The sequence below is a fragment of the Cellulomonas sp. PhB143 genome (assembly GCF_003752595.1).
Classification (GTDB): Bacteria; Actinomycetota; Actinomycetes; order Actinomycetales; family Cellulomonadaceae; genus Paraoerskovia.
On the sequence record NZ_RKIJ01000012.1, the window covers coordinates 361,933 to 383,061 of the forward strand.

A 21,129-nucleotide genomic window follows, 5' to 3' on the forward strand; every position below is an offset into this window, starting at 1 on the left:
TCACGACGGCTGGCACCGGTCGGCGTGTGCTGCGGTCGGCGTCTGCGAGTCGTCTCCCTGGTCACGGGCGGGTGACCTCCGCGACGAGCTCTGCTTCGTCGGGTTGGGGCATGAACTTCATGACGTGACTGAATGACTTCCAGGACGTCACACCAGCCATCTGCGAGAGCGCGTTGAGGTGGACACGGTTGTCGAGGTGCGCCAGCATCCAGGTCGCCCGAAGCCGGTAGGTCTTGAGATCGGGACAGTCGGGCGGGCGTTCGATGTGCTCCAGCATGTGGCCCAAGGGACCGCGGTCCCAGTCCTTGGCGACGAACCCGAGGATCGTCGCGCCAGGATCGTCTTCCTTGATCTGTGCCAGGGTCACGTCGTAGGGCGGCGAGATAGGGATCGTGCGCGGGTGGTCGCCGTGAACGACCAGGCAGAGGTGACCGTGACGTTCGACGAGGTCGTCGGTCATGGCGTCGCGGGCCTCGCGAGGGTAGAGGCCCGCGCCAAGACCCAGGGCGAGCAGCGCGGTCAGTCGTCGTCTTCTGGATGCTGTGCGCTGTTGTGCAGCAACCTCGAGGAGGCGGCTGACCTCGGCCGGCGTATAGGGGACGATCGTGTACTCGGCGCGCAGCTGGTGCGGCAGTGGTGCCCAGGGTGCTCGGCGGGTCAATGCGGTGGAGTAGCGCCGCAGGTCAGCACGCCGTGTTGCCCTCGAGGATTCGGCCAGGTGGGTACATCCGACGGCGATGTACCGTTCCACCACGTCGGGGCTGAACATCGCCTCGCGATCCAGCGGGTGGCCCTGACGGTGGGCCCACACGACGAACTGACTCAGGGTCCGCATCGATTCTGTCGCCCGTCGGGGCTCGCTCGGATGCAGGTCCAAGGCGACCGCGCGGGTGAACTCGGCGACGGGCGCCCAGAAGTCCGCGCGGATCGCGTAAGGGGTGTACGCGCGGACACGGGCCTTGGCAAGACGGGCGTCGTTCTCGGCGTTGCGGTTGACGGCGTCAGTTCCAGAAGAGCAGTCTGAAGGCATAGAAGGACCCCCATCGAAACGCGGGACTTTCTTGCAGCGGAAGTAGTGGTCCGCTGATGCGAGGCGATCGGGCTCGGGAGTTGCCGCTCCTGGGCCCATTTTCGCGCCTTCGGCGCCCTGCGCCGACTGGCTCAGCCCATGTCGGCTCCGCCCTCGTCGTCGAGAGCCTTCGCCAAGAGGTCTGCGTGTACCGCCGTCACTGGCCGGCCTGAAGCACGAGCAGTCTCGTACAGGCGGAGCGCGAGGTGGGCCGGAATGCGAGCGTCGAACCGCACCGTCTCGTCGGGCGCGTAGACACGGTCGCGCGATGACGGGCGCCCCGTCCGCGCAGCTGGGATGACCACCGCGCTGTTCTGGTTCTTCATCATCACCACCTCCGTCGAAACGACCAAACTGTAAGAACCGGATCCGTAGATCCGTCAGTCGGTTGGTCGGACCGAGCGAAGGAGGTGGTGAGACTCCTTCAGCGCCGCGAGCCGATGGCTCAGATCAGCGGCGTGCCCCCGCACCAGGTACGGGCAGCCATCACCAAGGTATGCCCACTGGCGTCCAGAGTCACGAGCGGCACGCGCAGTTGGAAGCGGAACAGCGGACCATGGAGTCGGACGTCTCTGGAGGTGTCGATGAGTCCACGACCCATGCTGATCCTCGACCTCGACGGAGTGATCAGCCCGTACGGGAGCGAAGCGAAAGACGGGATGGCGGTTGCGCGCGTGGGCGGATACCGCCTGCTCTACCGCCCAGACGTCATCGCAGGGCTCAACGCCCTCAACAAGGAGGGAGACGTCGAGCTTCGATGGCTGACGAGCTGGGGTAGTGACGTACGCACTCACGTCGCCCCAGCACTCGGCCTCGACGACTTCCCGATGCTCGCCGAGGTGGAGAGGAACGCGACGGATCGAACGTGGTGGAAGTTGCGATCCGTTCTCTTGCACCTGCGAGGGGGCACGAGGTTCGCTCGCTTGGATCGATGATGACCTGAAGCCGACACGTCGGGCCCGAGTCCGCCGGGCCTACGGGACCGGACAGTGCCTACTCCTGCAACCAGATTCGAAACTAGGCATCAGGGCAACAGAACTCGATCAGGTGCGGACGTTCCTCGCACGCGCGTAGTTCGCTTCGACGTGGACCTTGCGCCGGGGGGGGGGGGAGTCGTCAGGCGTTCGCCGAACGAACTCGCGCGATGCTCGGCTCGTGATCGCCACGCCCGGGAACCGGTCCGGAAATGCCGCGCCGCCTCGATAAGTCCTCCGCGATCCGGCACACCTCCTGCGCGGTTGAGCGTGACCGCGGCCGTTCCTCAGAATGCTTGGCCCCGGCGCGGTCGACTGGACAGCGCCCCCAACTACGCCCGATCAAGTGATGCCAACGAAGCCAGCCACGTCGCCGGTCGGCTCGACCGGCGGCAGTACGACAACGCCCTCGCCGGGGCGTTCAACACGCTGTTCAAGGCCGAGCTCGTGCGCTACGAGGGCCCGTGGAAGTCGATCGACGACCTCGAGCTCGACACCGCGGAGTACATCGACTGGTTCAACCACCGACGGCTGCACGGCGAGATCGGCCTCATCCCACCCCGCCGAGCTCGAGGACAACTACTACCGTAACGACCACGCTCCGGCTACTTCTGCCTCGAGCCGGGTGAAACCGTCGTACTCTTCGAGCCGACCGGATGCCGTGATCACCCGCGTGCTACGCCCCGACACACACCACGTCGAAACCGGATATCGACACGTTCGACCCTGGTGTCCACTAGTGTCAGGACACAGTCCACCCAGCAGGAAGACCCGTTGAGATCCCACGTGACACACCCGAGGAGAGCCGTGAGCGCCGGTCCGATGACGGCGTCGCCGATCCGGGCCGCAAGTTTGAATGAGCCGACGTCGCCGCAGCTGGGCGCGTCGCCCGTAGGCATGGAGGGTCTGATCCCGCTGGCGGGCGTGCGCCGGCCGCTACCGCTCAACACGCTCTCGCCCCTCCGGTACCCGGGCTCGAAGCGCCGCATGATTCCGGCTATTGCAGAGCTCATCGAGGCCAATGTTCCAGCACCCGAGTTGCTCGTCGAGCCGTTCTGCGGGGGAGCCAGCGTCTCGCTCGGGCTGCTTGAGATCGGCGCCGTCAAGCGAGTCCTGCTGGCGGATCTCGATCCGCTAATTGCAGCTTTCTGGAAGGTTGCGACGACTGACACCGAGTGGCTCATCGCGGCGATGCGCAGAGAGCCGATCACCGTCGAGCGATGGGACTACTGGCGAGCACTCAAGCCGACGGGCGCGCGCAACCGCGCCCTCAAGTGCCTCTTCCTGAATCGGACGACTTTCTCAGGGATAATCGGCGGCAACGCTGGTCCGATCGGCGGTCGGGCGCAACTCAACTACAAGATTGACTGCCGCTTTGACATGAACGGCATTGAGGCCCGACTGCGGCATGTCCGGAAGCTTGCCGACGAAGGGCGCATCGTGGGTGTTCACGAGGGCCGCTGGGAGGACTCCATCCGTGTCGCATTGGACGTCCACGCTGCCCGGGGCTGGCGAACGAAGTCCCTCGTCTTCTACATGGATCCCCCGTACATCGAGAAGGCGGGCGGGATCTACCGCCGCTCGTTCTCCGAACGCCATCACCGAGCGTTGGCGGAGTACCTGAACGGGAGCGGCGAGCGTTGGATCCTGTCGTATGACAAGGAGCCCTTGGTCCTCGACCTCTATGGCGCGGACAAGATGCCGGAGGTCCGTCGGTTCGCGGTGCCGCACACGTACACGATGACGGGCACGAGATCGAGGCCCGTGCCGGGCCGCGAAGTGCTGTTCACGAACCTTCCCCAAGTTCCCGCCGCTCGCGGCAGGCCTGACGACACGGAGTCTTGATGAGCATAACGTCCGCCCTCCTCGCGGCCCAGCAGACTGCAACGCCCCTCGCGGCGCTTGTGAACGACGGATGCCACGCGATCGGTGGCGTCTTCCGACTCGACTACAACTCTGCCGTCGTACTCACCGACGACTTCAGGAAGAAGCAGGCCGGTGGCGTACCCCACGGCGGGTTCCTACTTGCCGCGGCGGGCACGCAGACCGCGGAAGGGTTCACCCTCGACGACGAGGAGCTGATCCTCCTTCGCGTGCGGGGCACGGCTCCCCTTCCGAACGAGCCAGACCTCGTACAGACGCGACTGGCCGTCGTCCGTGACGCAGGAGATTCGGGCAAGGGCTTCGACGAGGTCACCGATGAGTTGACGCGCAACGAGCTCCAGCAGTCCGCCTTCGACTGCGAGGTGATCGGGACCTTCTACACGTCGGGCAACTCAGACCTCGTCGAGTTCGGGGCTGACATCGATAACGTCGTCTCGTCAGCCAAGTACCAGGTCTTCCTCCCCTCGAAGAAGGTGCTGTCGTGGCTCGCGTCGTACCCCGAGACTGGTGAGGACGACCTACTGCCGCTCGGCGTGGTGCGCTTCTCGTCTACTCGCCGTCGGGCCCGGGCATCGGGGATCGACCAGGCGGAGGTCCGGGTACACATCGACGACTTCGTGGCGCGCAAGACCGCGGTGTTCGGCATGACCCGAACCGGCAAGTCCAACACTGTGAAGACAATCGTTACGGCTGTCCACCGCCAGAGCTCCTTGACCGACGCGCGCGTCGGCCAGCTGATCTTTGATCCTCAGGGTGAGTACGCGAACATCAACGATCAGGACAAGACGGGCCTCCGGCTCCTCGGCGACACGGCTGACCACGTGCGCGTCTACAAGGAGAGCCCCGACCCGAGCGAGGCCGTGGAGAGACCCCTTCGGATCAACTTCCTGGATGCGGCGAGCCTCCAGACGGTATGGGCCATGGTGCAGCAGGAGGTTGCCGAGTCGGCCTCAGCGGGAGCTCAGTACATGGCTGGCTTTCGCGCGGTCGATTTCGCCGTGCCTGATCCGAAAGACGTGAGCGCGCAGTCTCACTTCGAGCGCAACCGGCTCGCGTTCTACGCTCTGCTCCACCGCGCTGGAATTTCGGGCCCCCTCCCGAGTACCCGCATCATGCTGACGAACGACCTCGTGACCGAGGCCACTACCGGCCCGAAGGCGATCGCGGATGTCACGGGGTCTGGGAAGTACGCATACGTGAAGACCACCGCCGCTGCCGAGAAACTCCTTGACTGGTTGAAGTCTCAGAACGCCGATGGGAAGCTCACGGAGTCCTGGAAGCGTGACTTCGACAAGGGCGAGCTCGCCGACATCCTGAAGGCCATGGAGGGCCGGGCCGGAGATGCTGCGATCAAGCGCCTCAAGCCGTTCCACGATCGCAACGCCATCGGCGACATCGGTGATCTCGTGTGGCAGGACATGCTTGCGGGCCGGCTCGTCATCGTCGATCTGTCCAAGGGCAACGGCACCGTTGTTAAGACGCTGTCCGAGCGGATCGTTACGACGCTGCTCGATCGTGCTCGCGACGACTTCGCTGCGGGAAAGAAGCCACACCCCTTCCAGGTGATCGTCGAGGAGGCGCACAACCTGTTCGAGCGGGGCGCCAAGGAGGTGGCCGGGAACCCTTGGGTCCGCATGTCTAAGGAGGCGGCGAAGTACAAGATCGGACTGATCTACGCGACACAGGAGGTCTCTAGCGTGGACCAGCGCATCCTCTCTAACACTTCTAACTGGTTGGTCGCCCACCTCAACTCGGACAATGAAACCAAGGAGTTGTCGCACTACTACGACTTCAAGACGTGGGCCGAGAGCATCCGCCGAGCCGAGGACCAAGGGTTCGTGCGCATGAAGACGTACTCCGGCAAGTACATCGTTCCCGTACAGGTCGCGAAGTTCGACCACGACATGATCAACGAAGCAAGGCGGGCCTCTGGCTTGCAGCCGGTTGATCCCGCAAAGATCGCCTGACATGCCGTACCCGATGGAGCGGGCATCCCGGCTCGGGCACGTTCCAGTCGTCAATAGCCAGGCGGTTCGTGACGCCTTCTCTCGATGGCAGGTGGCCCAGGCGGCTCCCTCCGACCTCGGACTAGTCGAGTCCCTGTGTCACCCGCTCGAGACCCTCCCGAACGCGCAAGCATCCGACGACGTTCGTTTTGCCATCACGGTGGATGGTTCGGACACCGAGGTCGAGGCCACGCGCGAACACCCGACGGTCAAGGTGGGCTACGTCCGCGTCGCCGCGTCCTTCGTCGACCTGTCGAAGCTCCACGCCTCGGGCGTAGGCGAGTTCGTGGACCCCGCCTTGCTCCGAGAGGCGCATAAGCACGCGGCCTTCGACGGCGCGCTGCCTGGATCAGGGTTGGTCATGCCCGGCTTCACTGGCGTCGACACCTGGCGTCAGGAACTCGATCGACTGCTCGCGGGCACAAAGTTCGACGACGAGTCCCCGCTCACGCTCGCCGACATGCTCCTGGCGTTGCACGGTACCCCGGACGCGTCCGCGACAACGATCTCCCTGCGCCGCTGCCCAACCTGCGGCGTGAAGGACGCGGAACTTCCGGGTGGCGCGATCACCGTGCCGAAGGCTGGTACCACGTGCCCTGCCTGCCAAGCCCCGGTCTTCCTTGGAGATGCGCTTCGGACGCACGAGGAGTACTTGCCCGAGGGCTCGAACCAGTCGGCGCTCACGAGGGTCATGCTCGTGGCCGAGCGGCTGACCTCCCTTGGCTACATGCAGGTTCTCCACCGCGACCCTCATGGCGCCGATGCCATGCGGCGAACCCTCTTCATCACGGACGGTCCGCTCGCGCTGCACGGTGTGGTCGCGCCGTTGAAGCGCCGCTTCCAGGACTACCTCGGTGACCTGACCGCGGCGGCCGCCGCGAGCGGAAGCCCGGCTGCGCCGCTTGTCGTCGGGGTCGAGAAGTCCGGTCGGTTCGTGGAGCACTCGGAGCTCATCAAGACCATGATCCCCGAGGGGAGCGTGATGGCCCTGTCGAGCGAGTACATCAATCGAATCACGGGCCGGCCCGCCGACCACCAGTACGGAGTCGACGAGTTCTACGGGCGGCGATTCATCTATCGCACACGGGCAGGGAGCACGCTCGTCATCACTGTTCCGCCGCGACCGGGGATCACGCCATACGGGACCGCAGCGGGCGAGGATATCGCAAGCTATCCGACGTTGCGTCCCATCTGTGAGGTTCTCGACCGCGTCCAGACACGGCTGTACCCGAACGCGGTTATCCCTGTCGCTCTCGCGCACTCGGCCGCGTCGCTCCCGCTAGGCGTCGGTCAGTCGGTGCTTCGCGCGATGGGTCAGGATCTCCTGGGCCTACGCCGAACGACTCAGATCGTGCAGCGCGGCCCATTCCCCGGAGCCCTCAGTAGATAGACGGCGAACCGGCTCGGGAGGAAGGACATCTCTCGCTCGGAGCACCGAGACAGCCGTTCCACTGCGCGGGCCTCGGCTGGCGTGGCACGGATGGACTAACCGATGACCGCCTCGTCAACGTCATCCTCGCCGTCAGCATCATGGGCGCGGGTAATAGTCGGACTCGGCGCGCCCGAAGAAGGCTGCCAAGCCATGATCTTCGCGAAGACCTGCGGCTCACTCACCTTACGGACGAGGTAGTTAACCCACGCCGGCGTGTAGACGTACTCGCCGAAGGCGTCGTTGTAGCGGCAGAAGTCCGACTTCGTCTTCTCAGGAGTCGGACTGTCGGCGGGGGGCCGGACACCGAAGTACCGCCAGGCCTGAGTGTGCGCATGCATCGTGAACTCGATATTGACCTGTTCGCCGACCTGTTTCACGACGTCCTTCGGCCGGAGGTTCCCAAGGTCTTCCACCGGCACGTACTTGTCCTGGATGATCGTCTGGAACTGGTCCAGTGCCTCCGTCTGTTCGGGCGTGAGGTCTTCCATACGGATGAAGCTGATGCTCGCGTCGGCCGTCGTCCGAGGGCCCTTGTGCGGCACGAGGAAGACCCGGAACTCGAACCTCTGATCCGCCAACGTGTCCGGCTGCAGGCCGGTCTCGAAGTCCTGCACCCACTCGAGCACGGCCTTTGGCACCCGGCTTCGCACCCGTTTCGCCGCCTCTACAGCTGAGTCGGTCAGCACAGACATGAACAACGGGAATCGGAGTTCCTGTGCCACACCCTCCTCGGCCCCGAACAGTTCGACGACTGCCCTCTCGTAGTTGAGGAGCAGCGCCTGGGTCTTGCCCGCAACGAGCGACGCGATGTCTCGCTCGTATCGGTGCTCGATGCGGTTACGGATCAGCATGAAGAACTCGACGTTCCGCCGGACCGGGTCGTGCTCAGTGAAGCGTTCCTTGAGCAACGTGCTCAGCGGCTTGTGCTTCCACTCGCCATCCTCGTGGTGGCGCACTCTCCAACCGCGCGCGTCACGGATGAACAGATCACCGTCGTCCTTTTCGGTCGCGGCCTGCAGCAGTCGGAGCCACGCCAGGTTCATGTGCACGACGAAGGCTTCAAGCTGACGCTCATTGCCAGAACGGTTGTACAGATCGACGGCGAGGCGTGCTTCGTTCTTCGAGGCCTGGAGCATGTGCCACCAGCGAGGACGGGGTGCCATGGCCTCAGCCTATGGAGTTGTCCGGCGGGGCAACAGCGCGACCGGCTGCGGTAGTCGCGTCGCCACTCGACCGTGGAGTCGTCGCCGACTCGCTGACTCGAAGCGCTGCAACACAACTCGCCACGCTGACCGTCGCGGGGCGGGGGCTCTCCGCATCGTCACGGCACGCTCTCCTGGTGTGCCGCAGGAGCGCAGGTGTGCCTGGCGGGACCCTGCTGGTGTGCCTGGCCCCTCGCATCGCGCAGGCCTCGTGCTGGTCAGCGAGTTTCCGGAACCACCCACGTGAGGCTGTTCTCGGTTTCGAGAGCAGCGAACTTCGAAAAGTCCCGGCCGGGATACTCCGGCCGGGACTTTCGTCGTTTCTGGGTGTTCGTGCGGTCCTGCGTGGTCTCGCGGCGAGGTGATGCGCGACGGCGCGGCCTGCGTGGTGCTGATCGGGCTGGTTCAGCGGACGGTTGGGACGATTTCGAGCGGTTCTGGGGCGTGCTGATCTGTCCGGCGGTGCTGCCGGTGTTCAGGTGGTCGGGTTGTGGGGGGTGTTGCCGGCCGTGCGAGGTGGTCCTCGTCGGGGTTTGGTGCGCGAGCGGGTGGTGTAGCCGATGGACCGGTCGTCTTTGGGCTCGTCGAGGTATCGGCGTGACCACCCGCGGGGAACGCGACGTCCTCAGGATCTGGACCGGCGACGGCGGCGAGGGCGCGAAGTTCTGGCTCAGCGTCCTGACGGAGTTCAAGAACCGGAGGCGTGGCGGACGTGTGCATCGCGGTCTGCGACGGTTTCGAGGGCCTGTAGGAAACGACACGACCCTGTGGGAGCACGCGCAGGCCCAGACCTGCGTGTTCCACCTGATCCGCAACACGTTCCGCTACGCCGCCCGGCAGGACTGGGGACAAGATGTCCCGGGACCTGAAGCTGATCTACAGGGCGGTGAACGCCGAGCAGGCCGAGGTTCGGATGACGACTTCGCCGAGGAATGGGACGCCAAGTACCCGGCAGTGGGGACGTGTGACTGAGCCGGCGCCCGGCGGGCGATCGCCGATTTCACCCGACGCCAGCCCTACCACGTGACGCGCCGCTGACATGATTGCCCTCGAGGCCGACGTGAAGGAGCCCCGTGGACGCCAAGACGTACCCATTGCAGGAGATTCTGAAGCCGGAGCGCCGGTACATAATCCCGACGTTCCAACGCGACTACGAGTGGACGCTTGACGGTCAGTGGAGACTCCTGTTCGAGGACCTGGAGAGCACGGCAGACAAGCTCCTTGATGCACGTTCAAGCCAGGTCGAGAACACCGTCGTCCTGAAGAACAGGGAGCAGAGCGTCACCCCGCACTTCATGGGGGCGATCGTCTGTGCGAGCCTGCCGTTCGCGACGGGAAGTGTCGCGCTCCGCTCGGTGATCGACGGTCAGCAACGCCTCACCACAATCCAGCTCCTAGTGCGAGGGCTGCTGGACGTGCTCCAGGAAGCCGAGTCGGACAGGCGCAGATCAGTTCGCCGCATGCTCTTCAACCCCGACGACGTCGTGGACTCGCCTGAAGAGGTCCACAAGCTCTGGCCGCGACGACGGGATCGCGAGGTCTGGCCCACCGCGATGGCAGATGCGGTCCCTGCCTACTCCGGGAGCAAGGACCACCTGTACCTTCAGGCGCGCCGCTATTTTTCGGAGGCCGTCCGGCAGAGTGCGCTCAATGACGCAGGCGAATTGGATCCCACGCGTCTCCAGGCGTTGGCGGACGCATTGTCGAGCCTGTTCAAGCTCGTCGTAATCGATCTTGAGGAAAACGACGACGCGCAGGTCATCTTCGAGGTGCTCAACGGCCGTCAGACGCCGCTTGCAGCGATCGACCTCGTGAAGAACCTTCTCTTCCTCCGAGGCGAACTTGCCGACGAGGACGTCGACCGACTTTACGACACGTACTGGGCGGACTTCGACGACGACTGGTGGAAGTCCGTCGTCGGACGAGGCCACGCGGCGCGGGGCCGGCGCGATGTTCTGCTCTCGGTCTGGCTCACTGGTGTCTCCGGCTTCGAGGCGAACGTCAGTCACCTCTACCGGGAGGCGAGGGAGTACTTGAACGGTCCTAGCGCCCCGGACACCGAGCAAGTTCTTCGTGAGCTCAGCGAGTACGCGAAGGCCTATCGCGCCATCTACGGCGTTGGAACCGTCGATCCGCGTTTGCGCACGTCGTACGACAGGCTCAACGAGTTCGAGATCACGACTGCGGTGCCGCTCCTTGCCTGGTTGCGCATCGCTTCGCTCGAGGTGGTCAGCCTCGACGACGAGGTGCGTGCTGTCCGTGCAGTCGAGTCGTGGGCGATGCGGCGTTCCTATGTGGGCTGGCAGACCCGCGGGTACGGCACCCACCTGGCTCGCGTCTTGCGTGTCGCGATGCGCGCGGCCGAAGCAGGTCGGAACGTCGCGGATGCGGTCGTCGACTCGCTCAAGGACGGGACGCTCGCATGGCCAACGGACGAGGACGTGCGCGGAGCGTTCCTGTCGCGGCCGTTCTACAACGCCGTCGCGCAGTACCGAATCCGCGCGTTGTTCCGAGCGATCGACAGCCAGCTCCGCCATGAGGACCCGCACGAGCCGACCGCGACGATTGGGTTTGACGACCTGCAGATCGAACACGTCTTGCCGCGCAGTTGGATGGCGCATTGGCCACTGACGGACCCCACGGGCAACCCCGTCGACCCCGACTCCGCAGACGCTGCAGCGGCACAGATGCTGCTCCAGCGCCGACAGGTACTCGACCGACTGGGCAACCTCACTCTCGTCACGCAGGCGTTCAACCTCGACGTGTCCAACCTTGGGTGGTCCGCGAAGCGTCCGGAGTTCGCGAAGCAAGGCGCACTGGTGATCAACAAGGGCGTCGCGGCCGTCCCAGAGTGGAACGAGGTCGAGATCAACGCACGAGGTGTCTTCCTCGCGGACGTGGCTACCCGCGTGTGGCCCGACCCGTTCGCTCTTGGGGCGTCAGGTCGCCTGAACTCTGCGCCGACACCGACCAGACCCGCCGCGATCACTGCCGAGCCAGCCGCGGTAAGGACGGCTACCCCGGTCCCCGGCCAACCAGTTGGTTCCATCGCTCCCTTGGTCATTGCGCTCGAGACCGTGGAGATGCAAGTGGCCGACGCCGATGCACCGTGGCCCGGCTGGGGTGTAGTCGTGAAGTGCGTCGGCGGCAGCGCCTACCTCAATCGCACCAATGTCGACGTGCGGAGCGAACAGGCAGGAAAGGTCGCCACGTGGGCTGCGGCCGGCGTGGGCGAGGAACGGGGCAACTATCTGCGCATCTCGCTGTGATGAGCTGCCGTCCCTCACGTGAGCGCCGTGCTGGCCGGTGGGGCAGGACGCACTGGGCCGATGGAGGAGGTTCTGGTGTTCATCCCGCCTCTCAGAGATTGATCATGGGAGATGCCCCGAGCAGCCTTGAGAACCGCCCCGATCGATGGCAGGTGTGCCTGGAAGGTACGGCGGGGTGTGCCTGGCTTCAGCGGTGACCGTGCATCGGGACTGGTCAGCGCATTTCCGGAATCACCCACAGTGAGAGGGCTTCCTCCTGGAAGTGCTCGGCAGTTCTGAAAGAGGTCTCGACCGGGTTCCCCGGTCGGGGCTTTTTTCGTTTGCGGCGGGCTTGTCCGGGTTGGGCGGCGCGAGCGGCGGATCCGCCGGGGTGGAAGCGGAGCGTGTGGCGCTCTGTGGGTGCCGTTGCGGTGTCGGTGAGGCGTTGCAGGGCGTCTGCCTGTGTCGTGCCGTGGGAGTGTCCGTGCGGGGCTCAGGTGCTCACGTCGTTGTGAGCGAGCGTTCCTTGGATGCTCGATCGCGGACGACGGGCTCACTCGGCGCTCGATCAAACTTGTCGGAACCTGCCGCCATCTCGGGTCGGAATCTGCCAGCAGCCGCCCAGGAGATCGCGGGTGGTGGAGCGCTATCGCAATGTGGCCGGCGATCGCGAACGCGAGCAGGAGGTTCGTCGCTTGCCGGGTAGGGCTCGCCGGACCAAGACGCCGGTGCTTCTGCTTGAAGGCCCCCGAGGGGTTGGCAAGTCGACGCTCCTGGCGGGTTTCGCGAATTCAGGTGTGCCCGTCGTCGACCTTGACCGAGACGACTACTTCCAGCTCGCGCAGAACAGCCCGTCGGCAGTGATCGGCGAGGTCCCGCCCATCCTCATCGACGAGTATCAGCGGGTGCCGGCGTTGCTGGACGCGATCAAGTCCCGACTGAATCGTGAGACCCGGCCCGGCATGTTCGTGCTGGCGGGTTCGGCGAGCTACGACTCGCTGCCGGTAGGCACCCAGGCGCTGACGAGCCGCCTGCAGCGACTCCCCATCCTGCCGTTCACGCAGACCGAGATCGATGCCACGGACAGTCACTTCATCGAGCGAGCCTTCGAAGGGGATGTCGACCACACGGCCCGGCTCGCGACGACGTCGCGCAGCGAGTACATCGACCGAGTCATGCGCGGGGGTATGCCCTTGGCTCTGGAGCAGCCTGCGGAGACCGACCGATGCTCAACGTCTCCAAGGTCGCTGGTGACGTGGCTCCGTCGTGGGACACGACCTCTGCATACATCGAACTGCTCGAGGCGTTGTTCCTCATCCAGAGGCTCCCCGCTTGGGGCGCGACCCCGCTTCCCAGGAGTCTCGAGACGCCCAAGGTCCACGTGGTCGACTCCGGTGTAGGCGCTCACCTACTGCGGCTGAGCGCGGCGAAGGTGAAACGACTTGACCCGTCGGCGCTCACGGAGTTCGGGCACCTTCTCGAATCATTCGTCGTCCAGGACGCGATCCGACAAGCGACCTGGATGGATGCGCCTGTCACGGCCGGAGACCACGTGAAGCGAAGCCAGCTCTCGCCCCTCGTCGCTCTGCGTGATCGTCCGGGCTCGTCCTTCGCCGCAGGGATCGCCTTTCGTACGGGAGGCGCGGGATACGAGGCTGACGATCGAATTCATGTGCTCCCCATCGAACGGCTGTGGAAGAACCGAATTGCTGGAGGCCGGCTCAGGGGATCCTGGCCGGGACCTTCTGTGTCCCGGCGGGTGAGCGGTCGACTGGGCGGCGACAGAGTGGGCTCAAGGGAGCGGCGGCGTCCTCGGCGGCGTCGTCCGCCGCGACCCCGTGGCCTCGAACGCGGCGGCGAGCCCGAGCAGCCGGACGTCGTCGTGCCCCCGGCCCGCGAACGTCAGGCCCACCGGCATGCCGGTGTCCGCCATCGCGCCCATGGGCACCGTGACCGTCGGGACGCCGGCGTGCCGGATCGCGAGGTTGCCGTTCGCGACCCACACGCCGTTGGCCCAGCCGCGCTCGGCGGAGTCCGGGTTCACGTCCATGTCCGCGCGCCCGACGTCGGCCATCGCGGGGAACACCACCGCGTCCAGCCCGAGGCCGTCCATCCACTCCTCGAGGTCGACGCGCCGCGTCTCCTCCAGGCCGAGCACGCCCGGGCCGAGCTCGGGGATGTCCGTCATCGCGGCGACCGGGTGCTCGCGCACGTGGGCGGGATAGGCGGCGATGTCGTCGTCGAACCCGGTGTAGCGGTCGGGCAGCGCGCCCTCGGGGGCCGGGAAGATCGCGGCGCCGTCGACGCCGCTCAGGTCCGGCAGGGCCGGGTCGCCGTTGGCGCGCAGGAAGTCGTCCCACGCCCAGGCGGACAGGTCGAGGATCTCGCGCCGCAGGTACGCGGGGGAGACCAGGCCGCGGGTGGCGATCGTCGGTGCCCCGGGCCGGTCGCCCTCGTAGCTGCTGACCAGCGGGAAGTCGACCTCCACCACCGTGGCGCCGGCCGCCTCGAGGTCGGCGCGGGCCGCCGCCCAGAGCGCGATCACGCTGTCCCGCGTCTCGATGCGCGTCCCGGTGGGGCCGCCGATGCCGGGCGACGCCGCGGTGCCCGCCTCCGGGTCCGTGCCGACGTACATCCGCGGCACGCCGAGGACGCGGCCGCGCAGGACGTCCCGCGCCGCACCCGCGCCCGACGGGGCCAGGGCCGCGTAGGACGTGGGGCGCACCTCCGAGGCCTTCGGGACCTCGACCCACGGCTGGGTGCGCCAGAAGTCCCCGCGCGGGTCGTCGTCGTCGGCCACGACGACGTCGAGGACCTCGAGGAGGTCCGCCATCGTGCGCGTGTGGGGGACGACGACGTCCATCGTGGGCACGAGCGGCCAGTTGCCTCGCACCGAGATGACGCCGCGCGAGGGTGTGTAGGCGCACAGGGCGTTGCAGGACGCCGGAGCTCGGCCGCTCGACCACGTCTCCTCGCCGAGTCCGAACGCCGCGAGGCTCGCCGCCGTCGCGGTGCCGGAGCCGTTCGAGGACCCGGAGCCGAACGCGGAGGTGAGATAGGCGGCGTCGTACGGGCTCTCCGCGCGGCCGTAGACGCCGCGCTGCATGCCGCCGTTGGCCATGGGTGGCATGTTCGTCAGCCCCAGGCAGATCGCGCCGGCCGCGCGCAGCCGCTCGATCGTGAACGCGTCGCGCTGGGCGACGAGGTGCTCGAAGGCGGGGGACCCCGCGGCCGCGGTCAGGCCCTCGACGAGATAGCTGTCCTTGGCGGTGTAGGGGATGCCGTCGAGCGGGCCGAGCACCTCGCCCGCGGCGCGGCGCGCGTCCGAGGCCTCCGCCTCGGCGAGCGCCCGCGGGTTCTCGACGACGACGGCGTTGAGCGACGTCGTCGTCCCCGGGGCGTCGTAGGCGGCGATGCGCGCCCGGTACGCCCGGACGAGCCCGACGGCCGTGGTCCCGCCCGACTCGAGCGCGGCGCGCAGCTGCGCGATCGAGGCCTCGTGCACCTCAACCACGGGGAGCCTCCTCGGCGCGCGTGGTGGTTGCGGGGGCGCCGGGCAGGAGCGGCTGCTGCTGGGTGATGCAGTGGATTCCGCCGCCGCGCGCGAAGATCTCGCGGGCGTCGACCGTCACGACCTCGCGCCCGGGGTAGGCGTCGGCGAGCAGCTCGCGCGCCCGCGCGTCGGAGGCCTCGTCGGCGAAGCCGCACGCGATGACGCCGCCGTTGACGAGCGTGTGGTTGACGTAGCTGAGGTCGACGAACCCGTGGTCGTCGCGCAGCACGGCCGGCGCGGGCAGGCCGACGACGTCCAGGGGTCGCCCGGCGGCGTCGGTCGCGGCCTCGAGGAGCTCGCGCAGGGCGCGGCTGACGAGGTGGTCGGGGTGCTGCGGGTCCGTCTGCTCGTGCAGCAGGACGGTGCCGTCCGCGGCGAACGTCGCGACCATGTCGACGTGGCCGTTGGTGCCGAGGTCGTCGTAGTCGCGCCCGAGCCCGCGCGGGAGCCAGACGCAGGTCGTGGCCCCGATGGTGCGCGCGAGCTCGGCCTCGACGGCCGCGCGGTCCAGGCCGGGGTTGCGCCGGGGGTCCAGCTGGACGGTCTCGGTGAGCAGCACCGTGCCCCGGCCGTCGACGTGGATGCCGCCGCCCTCGTTGACGAGGTCCGAGCGCACCAGCTCGGCGCCCGTCAGCCCGGCCACGTGCGCGCCGAGCCGGGCGGAGAGCTGCCACTCGGCCCAGGCGGGGGCGCCCCAGCCGTTGAACACCCAGTCGACGGCGCCCAGGACGCCCGGGCGCTCGTCGTCCACGACGAACGTGGGGCCGACGTCCCGCATCCAGAACTCGTCGAGGGGCGCCTCGTGGACCTCGACGGCCGGGTCGAGCATGCGGCGCGCGCGCGCGGCCTGGCTCGGGTCGACGACCATGCTGACCGGCTCGAAACCGGCGACGGTGTTCGCCACGGCGGCCCAGGCGGCGTAGCCGGCCTCCTGCTCGGACGTGCTCTCGCCGAGGGTGGTCCCCTCGCGCGGGAACGCCATCCAGGTGCGCTCGTGCGGGTCCGCCTCGCGCGGCATCCTCCAGGCCATGCCGGCCACCTTCCTTGCTGCTCGGCCGTGCCCGACGGCGTCGTCGGCGGTCTTGTTGATCATCTGGTCAACAAGAGACGATGCCCCTAGGCTTGCCGCATGTCAACCCCACCGGAGCCGGCAGCCCCCGCGGCAGCGCGGGAGACGCTCCCGCCCCCGACGGCGGCCGGCGACGCCCGCGGCCGGCGCAGCCGCCGGCTCGACCCCGAGGAGCGCCGGGCGCAGGTGGTCGCGACGGCCTGCGCCATCGCGCGCGAGGACGGCCTCGCGGGCATCACGATGCGCACGGTGGCCGCCCGGGCGGGCGTCGCGCCCGCGCTCGTGTCGCACTACGTCCCGTCGATGGACGAGCTCGTCGCCGAGGCCTTCGCCCGCGTCGTCAGCGAGGAGCTGGACGACGTGACCGCCCTGCTGCGCGGCGCGACCGCGGACCAGGCGCTGGAGCGCCTCGTCGGCACCCTGATGGACGGCACCCGCGACGACGTGACGCTCGTCTGGGTCGAGTCGTGGGCCCTGGGGCGCCGGAACGAGGCGCTCGCCGCCCGCGTCCGCGACCGCATGGACGCGTGGAAGGCGGTGGTGCTCGGTGTGATCGACGACGGCGTCCGCGCCGGCGACCTCGAGGTCCGCGACCCGGACGCCGCCGCGTGGCAGGTTCTCGGGATGATCGACGGGCTCAACGCCCAGTCGCTGGTCCGGTGGGGCTCGACGACCGAGCGCTCCGGGCTGGTGCTGCGCGCCCTGCGCGGGATGCTGACGCGCGAGACCCCGCGCCCCTGACACGAGGTCGGGGGCGCGGGGTCTCGAGAGGGCGGGGTGCGCCGTCGGCTCCGGGCGGAGCGCCGGTCCGTCAGGACACGAGCGTCCCGGGCGAGCCGGCGTCCGTGGACGTGCCGCGGGTGATGCTCTCGCCCCGGAAGAACCCGGGCCGGCGCAGCCACTGGAACACCATGACCACGCCGCCGAGCGCCAGGATGCCGATGCCGATGACGAACACCAGCCCGATGCCGCCGATGTGCGAGCCCGACCCGTAGGCCGGGTCCATGGAGTCGACCGACGTCTGGACGAAGAACACGAGCAGCAGCACGCCGCCGATGCCCGGCGCGACGATCTTGGTCAGCAGGGCCCGCGGGTTGCGCCACTCCTTGCGGAAGAACCAGACGCAGGCCAGGGCCGTCGCGCCGTAGTAGAAGCAGACCATGATGCCGAGCGCGGTGATCGTGTCCCACAGGACGTCCTCGGAGAGCACGCGCATGATCGCGTAGAACACCGACGCGATGACCGCCGAGGCGACCGTCGCGTACCCGGGGGACTGGAAGCGGGGGTTGATCCGCGCGTAGGTCTTGGGCAGCGCCCCGTAGTGGCCCATGGCGAGCATGGTCCGCGCGGGGGAGACGATCGTCGACTGCAGCGACGCGGCCGACGACGCGAGGACGGCGAAGGACATGAGGATCGCCATCGGCCCCATCACCGGCCCGGCGAGGGCGGCGAAGACGTTGCCCTGGATGTCCGGGTTGCCGAGCCCGAGCCCGGTGGTCCCGACGCCCGAGAACGCGAGCACGGCCAGGCCCACGGCCATGTACAGGATGACGATGACGAACATCGTCCAGGTGGCCGACTTGCCCGGCGTGACCGCCGAGCCCTTGGTCTCCTCGTTGAGGGTCAGGACGACGTCCCAGCCCCAGTAGATGAAGACGGACAGCGAGACGCCGGCCGCGAACGAGGAGAAGGAGTCGACGGCGAACGGGTCGAACCACTGGGGGTCGATCGCCAGGCCGGCGAAGGCGCTCCCGTCGGCGACGTGCGTGAACGCGGCCACGGAGAACCACAGGAGCACGACGACCTGGAACGCGACGAGCACGTACTGGACGATCTTGGTGGTCTCGACGCTGCGGTAGGAGACCCAGCAGGCGATGGCCATGAACGCCAGGCAGGTGGCGACGTTGACGGCCACGTTGCGGGTGAGGTCGGCGATCGCCGGGTTCCCGGTGACCTGGGACAGCATGAGGTAGAAGAAGTCGACGGCGATGCCCGCGAGGTTGGACAGCACGAGCACCGTGGCGGCCAGGAGGCCCCAGCCGCCCATCCAGCCCACCCACGGGCCGAACGCGCGCGAGACCCAGGTGAAGGTCGTGCCCGCGTCGGGCATGGCGGAGTTGAGCTGGCGGTAGCCGACCGCGACCAGCAGCATCGGGATGAACCCGACGAGGAAGATCGCGGGGAGCTGCTCGCCGACGGCGGCCGCCGTCGGGCCGAGGGCCCCCGAGAGCGTGTAGGCCGGGGCGATGGTCGAGACGCCGATGACGATGGAGCCGATCAGGCCCAGGCGCCCGGCCCCGAGGCCCTTGTCGCTCGTGGCCTCGCCCTCGCCGCTGCTCGTGGGCGCGGTGGCGGTCGCCTCCACGGCGGGCCCGCTCATGCGGCGGCGTCCTCGGACCGCGGCACCACGATCATCGGCACCGGCAGGTGGCGCAGCATGCGCGCCGCGGTGGACCCGAGGAACGTGCGACGGCCCGGCGCGAGCCGGGAGGAGCCGACCAGGAGCACGCTGTGCGCCTCCCAGGCGACGGACTCGATGGCGTGACTCATGTGGCGTCCCTGTCCGATCTCTATGGTGACGTCGATGTCGGTGAGCTGTGCGACGACCTGCCACATGAGGTCCTGCGCGCTGCGCCGCGCGTCCTCGGCCGCGCCGTGCTGCTCGTCGATGTCGACGAGCGAGACCAGGTGCAGCGGGGCGCCGGCGCGCCGGGCGGCGCGGGCCGCCTCGTCGAGCACGAGCTGGGCGCCCGGGCGGGTGCCGATCGCGCAGTAGACGTGCTCCAGCCGCTCCGCGGGACGGTAGCGGCGGGGCGTGAGGAGCACGGGCACGGGCGAGGCGTGCAGCAGGTGGGTGGCGACGGGGCCGACGGTGAAGGCCGCGGCCGGGCCGCCCGCCGCGGTGCCGACGACGACGAGCGACGCGCCGAGCTCGGCGGCGGCGTCGAGCACGCCCTGCGAGACCGAGCGGTCCCGGCGCAGGTGCGTGGCGACCGGCACGTCCGCCGGCACCAGGTCGCGCACGGCGTCGAGCCAGCCCTGGGCGTGCTCCTCGGTCAGCGGGCGGACGTCCCCGACGGGCGGGTACGGCGTGCCGAACGGGTCGTCGGAGCGCACGACGAGCACGGCGTGCAGCTCGGCGCCGAACGACGGTGCGGCCACCGCCCCGAGGGCCAGCGCGTCGCGGCTGCGCTCGTCGCCCGCGTAGGCGACGACGACGCGGGGCGTGCTCACGCGCCGAGCTCCGCGGTGATCTCCTCCGCCACGCGGCGGCCCATGCGCAGCGCGCCGTCGACGTGCTGGTAGCCCTCGGCGGCCAGGTCGGAGCACGCCCAGTGGATCGGCCCGACGGGCGTGCGCTGGTCCGCGCCGTAGCGCGAGAGCCCACCGAGGTCGAAGCTGGCCGCGTACGCGCCGCGGGTCCACTCCTCCGAGCCCCAGTCGGACTCGTAGTAGACCTCGGCCTCCAGCGCCTGCGGGCCGAGGTACCCGGCGATCGAGCCGAGGACGCGGGCGCGCCGCTCGTCGGGGTCGAGCGTGAACATCTCGTCGGCCTTCTCGTCGGAGATGAACCCGACCAGGGTGCCGCGCTCGTCGCCGTGGTTGGTGTTGTCGTAGACCTCCTGCACGAGCGCGCCGGAGCCGAAGCAGGTGCCGGACAGGCCGTCGGCGCGCCAGAAGGGCGTCGCGTAGACGGCGTGCACCTTGATGACCAGGCCGAGGCTCAGGTGCTGGTGCAGCTGGTGCTGGCGGCGCGGCAGCGGCGGGTCGTACGACACGCGCGTGTAGAGGTTCGGCGGCACGGCCATGACGACCTTGCGCGCGCGGACGGTGACGCGGTCGGAGACGACGGTCGCGCCGTCGTCGTCCCGGTGGATGGTGCGCACCGGGGTGGACAGGTGCACGTCGTCGCCGAGCTCGGCGGCGACGGCCTGGGAGACCGACTGCATGCCGCCGACGATCCGGCGGTCGAGGATGAAGTCCTCGTCGACGAGGTTCGAGAACGACCCGGCCGAGGCGGCCATGAGCACGGCCTGCAGGGCGGAGAACGCGTGCGCGGGCTTGGTGAGCATGCCGCCCGCGATGAACAGGCCGATGTTGTCGCGGGCCTCCTCGTCGTCGGACTGCTCGCGCAGCCAGTGCTGGAAGGAGACGGTGTCGAGCTCGCGCGCCAGCGGGTGCGCCCACGGCTCGCTCGCGCCGATCTTCGCCACGAGGTCGTCGAGCAGGGCGATGAGCCGCTCCATCTCGACGGCGGTGGTCTCGCTGACGGGGAAGCGGTCGCCCGTGTACCGGGTGCGGGTGCCGTCGGGGCCGACGTAGACGGACTCGCCCTCGCGGTAGCGCTCGTAGGTCTCCTTGCCGAGCTCCTCGACCAGGCCGAGCAGCTCGGTCTGGTCGGGGGAGACCCACTGGCCGCCGATCTCCAGCCAGGCGCCGTCGATCGTGTCGCTCCAGGTGCGGCCGCCGACGCGGTCGCGCGCCTCGAGGACCGCGACGCTGTGGCCGGCGCGGACGAGGCGGCGCGCGGCCATGAGGCCGGCGGGGCCGGCGCCCACGACGACGACGTCGCGCTCGAGGTCGGGGACGGGCTGCTGCTCACGCGAGGGTGTGGGGTTCATCGAGCTCTTCCTGCATCGTCGGAGGGTTCCTTTATGAATGGCACTCATTAACACCCCGGGCGCGACGCCG

Annotated in this window: 16 protein-coding genes and 2 pseudogenes; 10 read left to right on the forward strand and 8 right to left on the reverse strand. The window is 68.4% G+C overall.

Translation table 11 applies throughout. The features are described 5' to 3' along the window. Nucleotides 1–61: 61 nt before the first annotated feature. A complete protein-coding gene (locus EDF32_RS09900; protein WP_123308347.1) occupies nucleotides 62–1,030 on the reverse strand; it encodes a site-specific integrase in 969 nt (322 codons plus the stop codon). A 131-nt stretch (nucleotides 1,031–1,161) separates the two neighbouring features. After that, nucleotides 1,162–1,398 carry a mechanosensitive ion channel protein MscS gene (locus EDF32_RS09905; protein ID WP_233565849.1) on the reverse strand — a complete coding sequence of 79 codons (237 nt, stop codon included), beginning with the start codon at nucleotides 1,396–1,398 and terminating at the stop codon, nucleotides 1,162–1,164. Between the two features lie 270 nt (nucleotides 1,399–1,668). Between EDF32_RS09905 and EDF32_RS09910 the strand changes: the two genes are divergently transcribed. From EDF32_RS09910 to EDF32_RS09930, 5 genes are all read left to right on the forward strand, one after another. Continuing rightward, complete coding sequence (locus EDF32_RS09910) at nucleotides 1,669–2,004, forward strand: hypothetical protein (protein WP_123308348.1); 336 nt, start codon at nucleotides 1,669–1,671, stop codon at nucleotides 2,002–2,004. 309 nt (nucleotides 2,005–2,313) lie between these two features. Beyond that, nucleotides 2,314–2,634 carry an integrase core domain-containing protein gene (locus tag EDF32_RS15085; protein ID WP_370449958.1) on the forward strand — a complete coding sequence of 107 codons (321 nt, stop codon included), beginning with the start codon at nucleotides 2,314–2,316 and terminating at the stop codon, nucleotides 2,632–2,634. A gap of 216 nt (nucleotides 2,635–2,850) precedes the next feature. Next, a complete protein-coding gene (locus EDF32_RS09920) occupies nucleotides 2,851–3,888 on the forward strand; it encodes a DNA adenine methylase (RefSeq protein WP_123308350.1) in 1,038 nt (345 codons plus the stop codon). Continuing rightward, nucleotides 3,888–5,894 (forward strand): ATP-binding protein, encoded by a 2,007-nt coding sequence (locus tag EDF32_RS09925; protein WP_123308351.1) that lies wholly within the window; start codon nucleotides 3,888–3,890, stop codon nucleotides 5,892–5,894. The genes EDF32_RS09920 and EDF32_RS09925 overlap by 1 nt, the downstream gene beginning before the upstream one ends. 1 nt (nucleotide 5,895) lies before the next feature. Next, complete coding sequence (locus tag EDF32_RS09930; protein ID WP_148061591.1) at nucleotides 5,896–7,323, forward strand: hypothetical protein; 1,428 nt, start codon at nucleotides 5,896–5,898, stop codon at nucleotides 7,321–7,323. A 95-nt stretch (nucleotides 7,324–7,418) separates the two neighbouring features. Here EDF32_RS09930 and EDF32_RS09935 read toward each other — a convergent pair whose 3' ends face one another. Further along, nucleotides 7,419–8,528, reverse strand: a complete 1,110-nt coding sequence (locus EDF32_RS09935) for a DUF3644 domain-containing protein (RefSeq protein ID WP_123308353.1) — start codon at nucleotides 8,526–8,528, stop codon at nucleotides 7,419–7,421. Nucleotides 8,529–9,164: 636 nt separating this feature from the next. Between EDF32_RS09935 and EDF32_RS14595 the strand changes: the two genes are divergently transcribed. The 4 genes and pseudogenes from EDF32_RS14595 to EDF32_RS15095 form a co-directional block, all read left to right on the forward strand. Further along, nucleotides 9,165–9,539: a transposase gene (locus EDF32_RS14595; protein WP_158614085.1), complete on the forward strand. Its 375-nt coding sequence runs from the start codon at nucleotides 9,165–9,167 to the stop codon at nucleotides 9,537–9,539. 101 nt (nucleotides 9,540–9,640) lie between these two features. Next, the gene (locus tag EDF32_RS09945) at nucleotides 9,641–11,836 is read left to right on the forward strand and encodes a DUF262 domain-containing protein (RefSeq protein WP_123308355.1); all 2,196 of its coding nucleotides are present in this window, start codon (nucleotides 9,641–9,643) and stop codon (nucleotides 11,834–11,836) included. Nucleotides 11,837–12,345: 509 nt separating this feature from the next. Next, nucleotides 12,346–12,828, forward strand: a pseudogene (locus EDF32_RS15090) (AAA family ATPase); the annotation flags it as partial. 188 nt (nucleotides 12,829–13,016) lie between these two features. Further along, nucleotides 13,017–13,325: pseudogene (locus tag EDF32_RS15095) on the forward strand (DUF4143 domain-containing protein); the annotation flags it as partial. 282 nt (nucleotides 13,326–13,607) lie between these two features. On the opposite strand, the gene EDF32_RS09960 reads toward EDF32_RS15095, so the two are convergent. Both EDF32_RS09960 and EDF32_RS09965 read right to left on the reverse strand, forming a co-directional pair. Further along, entirely contained in the window at nucleotides 13,608–15,329 is a 1,722-nt protein-coding gene (locus tag EDF32_RS09960) for an amidase (RefSeq protein ID WP_123308357.1), read from the reverse strand. Then, the gene (locus EDF32_RS09965; protein WP_123308432.1) at nucleotides 15,322–16,398 is read right to left on the reverse strand and encodes an agmatine/peptidylarginine deiminase; all 1,077 of its coding nucleotides are present in this window, start codon (nucleotides 16,396–16,398) and stop codon (nucleotides 15,322–15,324) included. Before EDF32_RS09965 ends, EDF32_RS09960 begins: the two co-directional genes overlap by 8 nt. A 99-nt stretch (nucleotides 16,399–16,497) precedes the next feature. Here EDF32_RS09965 and EDF32_RS09970 point away from each other — a divergent pair, with 99 nt between their 5' ends. Next, nucleotides 16,498–17,178 (forward strand): TetR/AcrR family transcriptional regulator, encoded by a 681-nt coding sequence (locus tag EDF32_RS09970; protein ID WP_123308358.1) that lies wholly within the window; start codon nucleotides 16,498–16,500, stop codon nucleotides 17,176–17,178. Between the two features lie 70 nt (nucleotides 17,179–17,248). On the opposite strand, the gene EDF32_RS09975 is transcribed toward EDF32_RS09970, so the two are convergent. The 3 genes from EDF32_RS09975 to EDF32_RS09985 are packed head-to-tail and all read right to left on the reverse strand — an operon-like array spanning nucleotide 17,249 to nucleotide 21,059. Next, nucleotides 17,249–18,817, reverse strand: coding sequence for an APC family permease (locus EDF32_RS09975; protein ID WP_123308359.1), 1,569 nt, complete (start codon nucleotides 18,815–18,817; stop codon nucleotides 17,249–17,251). Beyond that, nucleotides 18,814–19,671, reverse strand: coding sequence for a universal stress protein (locus tag EDF32_RS09980; protein WP_158614087.1), 858 nt, complete (start codon nucleotides 19,669–19,671; stop codon nucleotides 18,814–18,816). The genes EDF32_RS09975 and EDF32_RS09980 overlap by 4 nt, the downstream gene beginning before the upstream one ends. Next, nucleotides 19,668–21,059 (reverse strand): NAD(P)/FAD-dependent oxidoreductase, encoded by a 1,392-nt coding sequence (locus EDF32_RS09985; RefSeq protein WP_123308361.1) that lies wholly within the window; start codon nucleotides 21,057–21,059, stop codon nucleotides 19,668–19,670. Before EDF32_RS09985 ends, EDF32_RS09980 begins: the two co-directional genes overlap by 4 nt. Between the last annotated feature and the right edge of the window lie 70 nt (nucleotides 21,060–21,129).

Coding starts and splice junctions, on each gene's coding strand:
- EDF32_RS09900 (WP_123308347.1), bottom strand. CDS start 1,030: ATGCCTTCAGACTGCTCTTCTGGAACTGACGCCGTCAACCGCAACGCC.
- EDF32_RS09905 (WP_233565849.1), bottom strand. CDS start 1,398: ATGATGAAGAACCAGAACAGCGCGGTGGTCATCCCAGCTGCGCGGACG.
- EDF32_RS09910 (WP_123308348.1), top strand. CDS start 1,669: ATGCTGATCCTCGACCTCGACGGAGTGATCAGCCCGTACGGGAGCGAA.
- EDF32_RS09925 (WP_123308351.1), top strand. CDS start 3,888: ATGAGCATAACGTCCGCCCTCCTCGCGGCCCAGCAGACTGCAACGCCC.
- EDF32_RS09930 (WP_148061591.1), top strand. CDS start 5,896: ATGCCGTACCCGATGGAGCGGGCATCCCGGCTCGGGCACGTTCCAGTC.
- EDF32_RS09935 (WP_123308353.1), bottom strand. CDS start 8,528: ATGGCACCCCGTCCTCGCTGGTGGCACATGCTCCAGGCCTCGAAGAAC.
- EDF32_RS09965 (WP_123308432.1), bottom strand. CDS start 16,398: ATGGCCTGGAGGATGCCGCGCGAGGCGGACCCGCACGAGCGCACCTGG.
- EDF32_RS09970 (WP_123308358.1), top strand. CDS start 16,498: ATGTCAACCCCACCGGAGCCGGCAGCCCCCGCGGCAGCGCGGGAGACG.
- EDF32_RS09975 (WP_123308359.1), bottom strand. CDS start 18,817: ATGAGCGGGCCCGCCGTGGAGGCGACCGCCACCGCGCCCACGAGCAGC.
- EDF32_RS09985 (WP_123308361.1), bottom strand. CDS start 21,059: ATGAACCCCACACCCTCGCGTGAGCAGCAGCCCGTCCCCGACCTCGAG.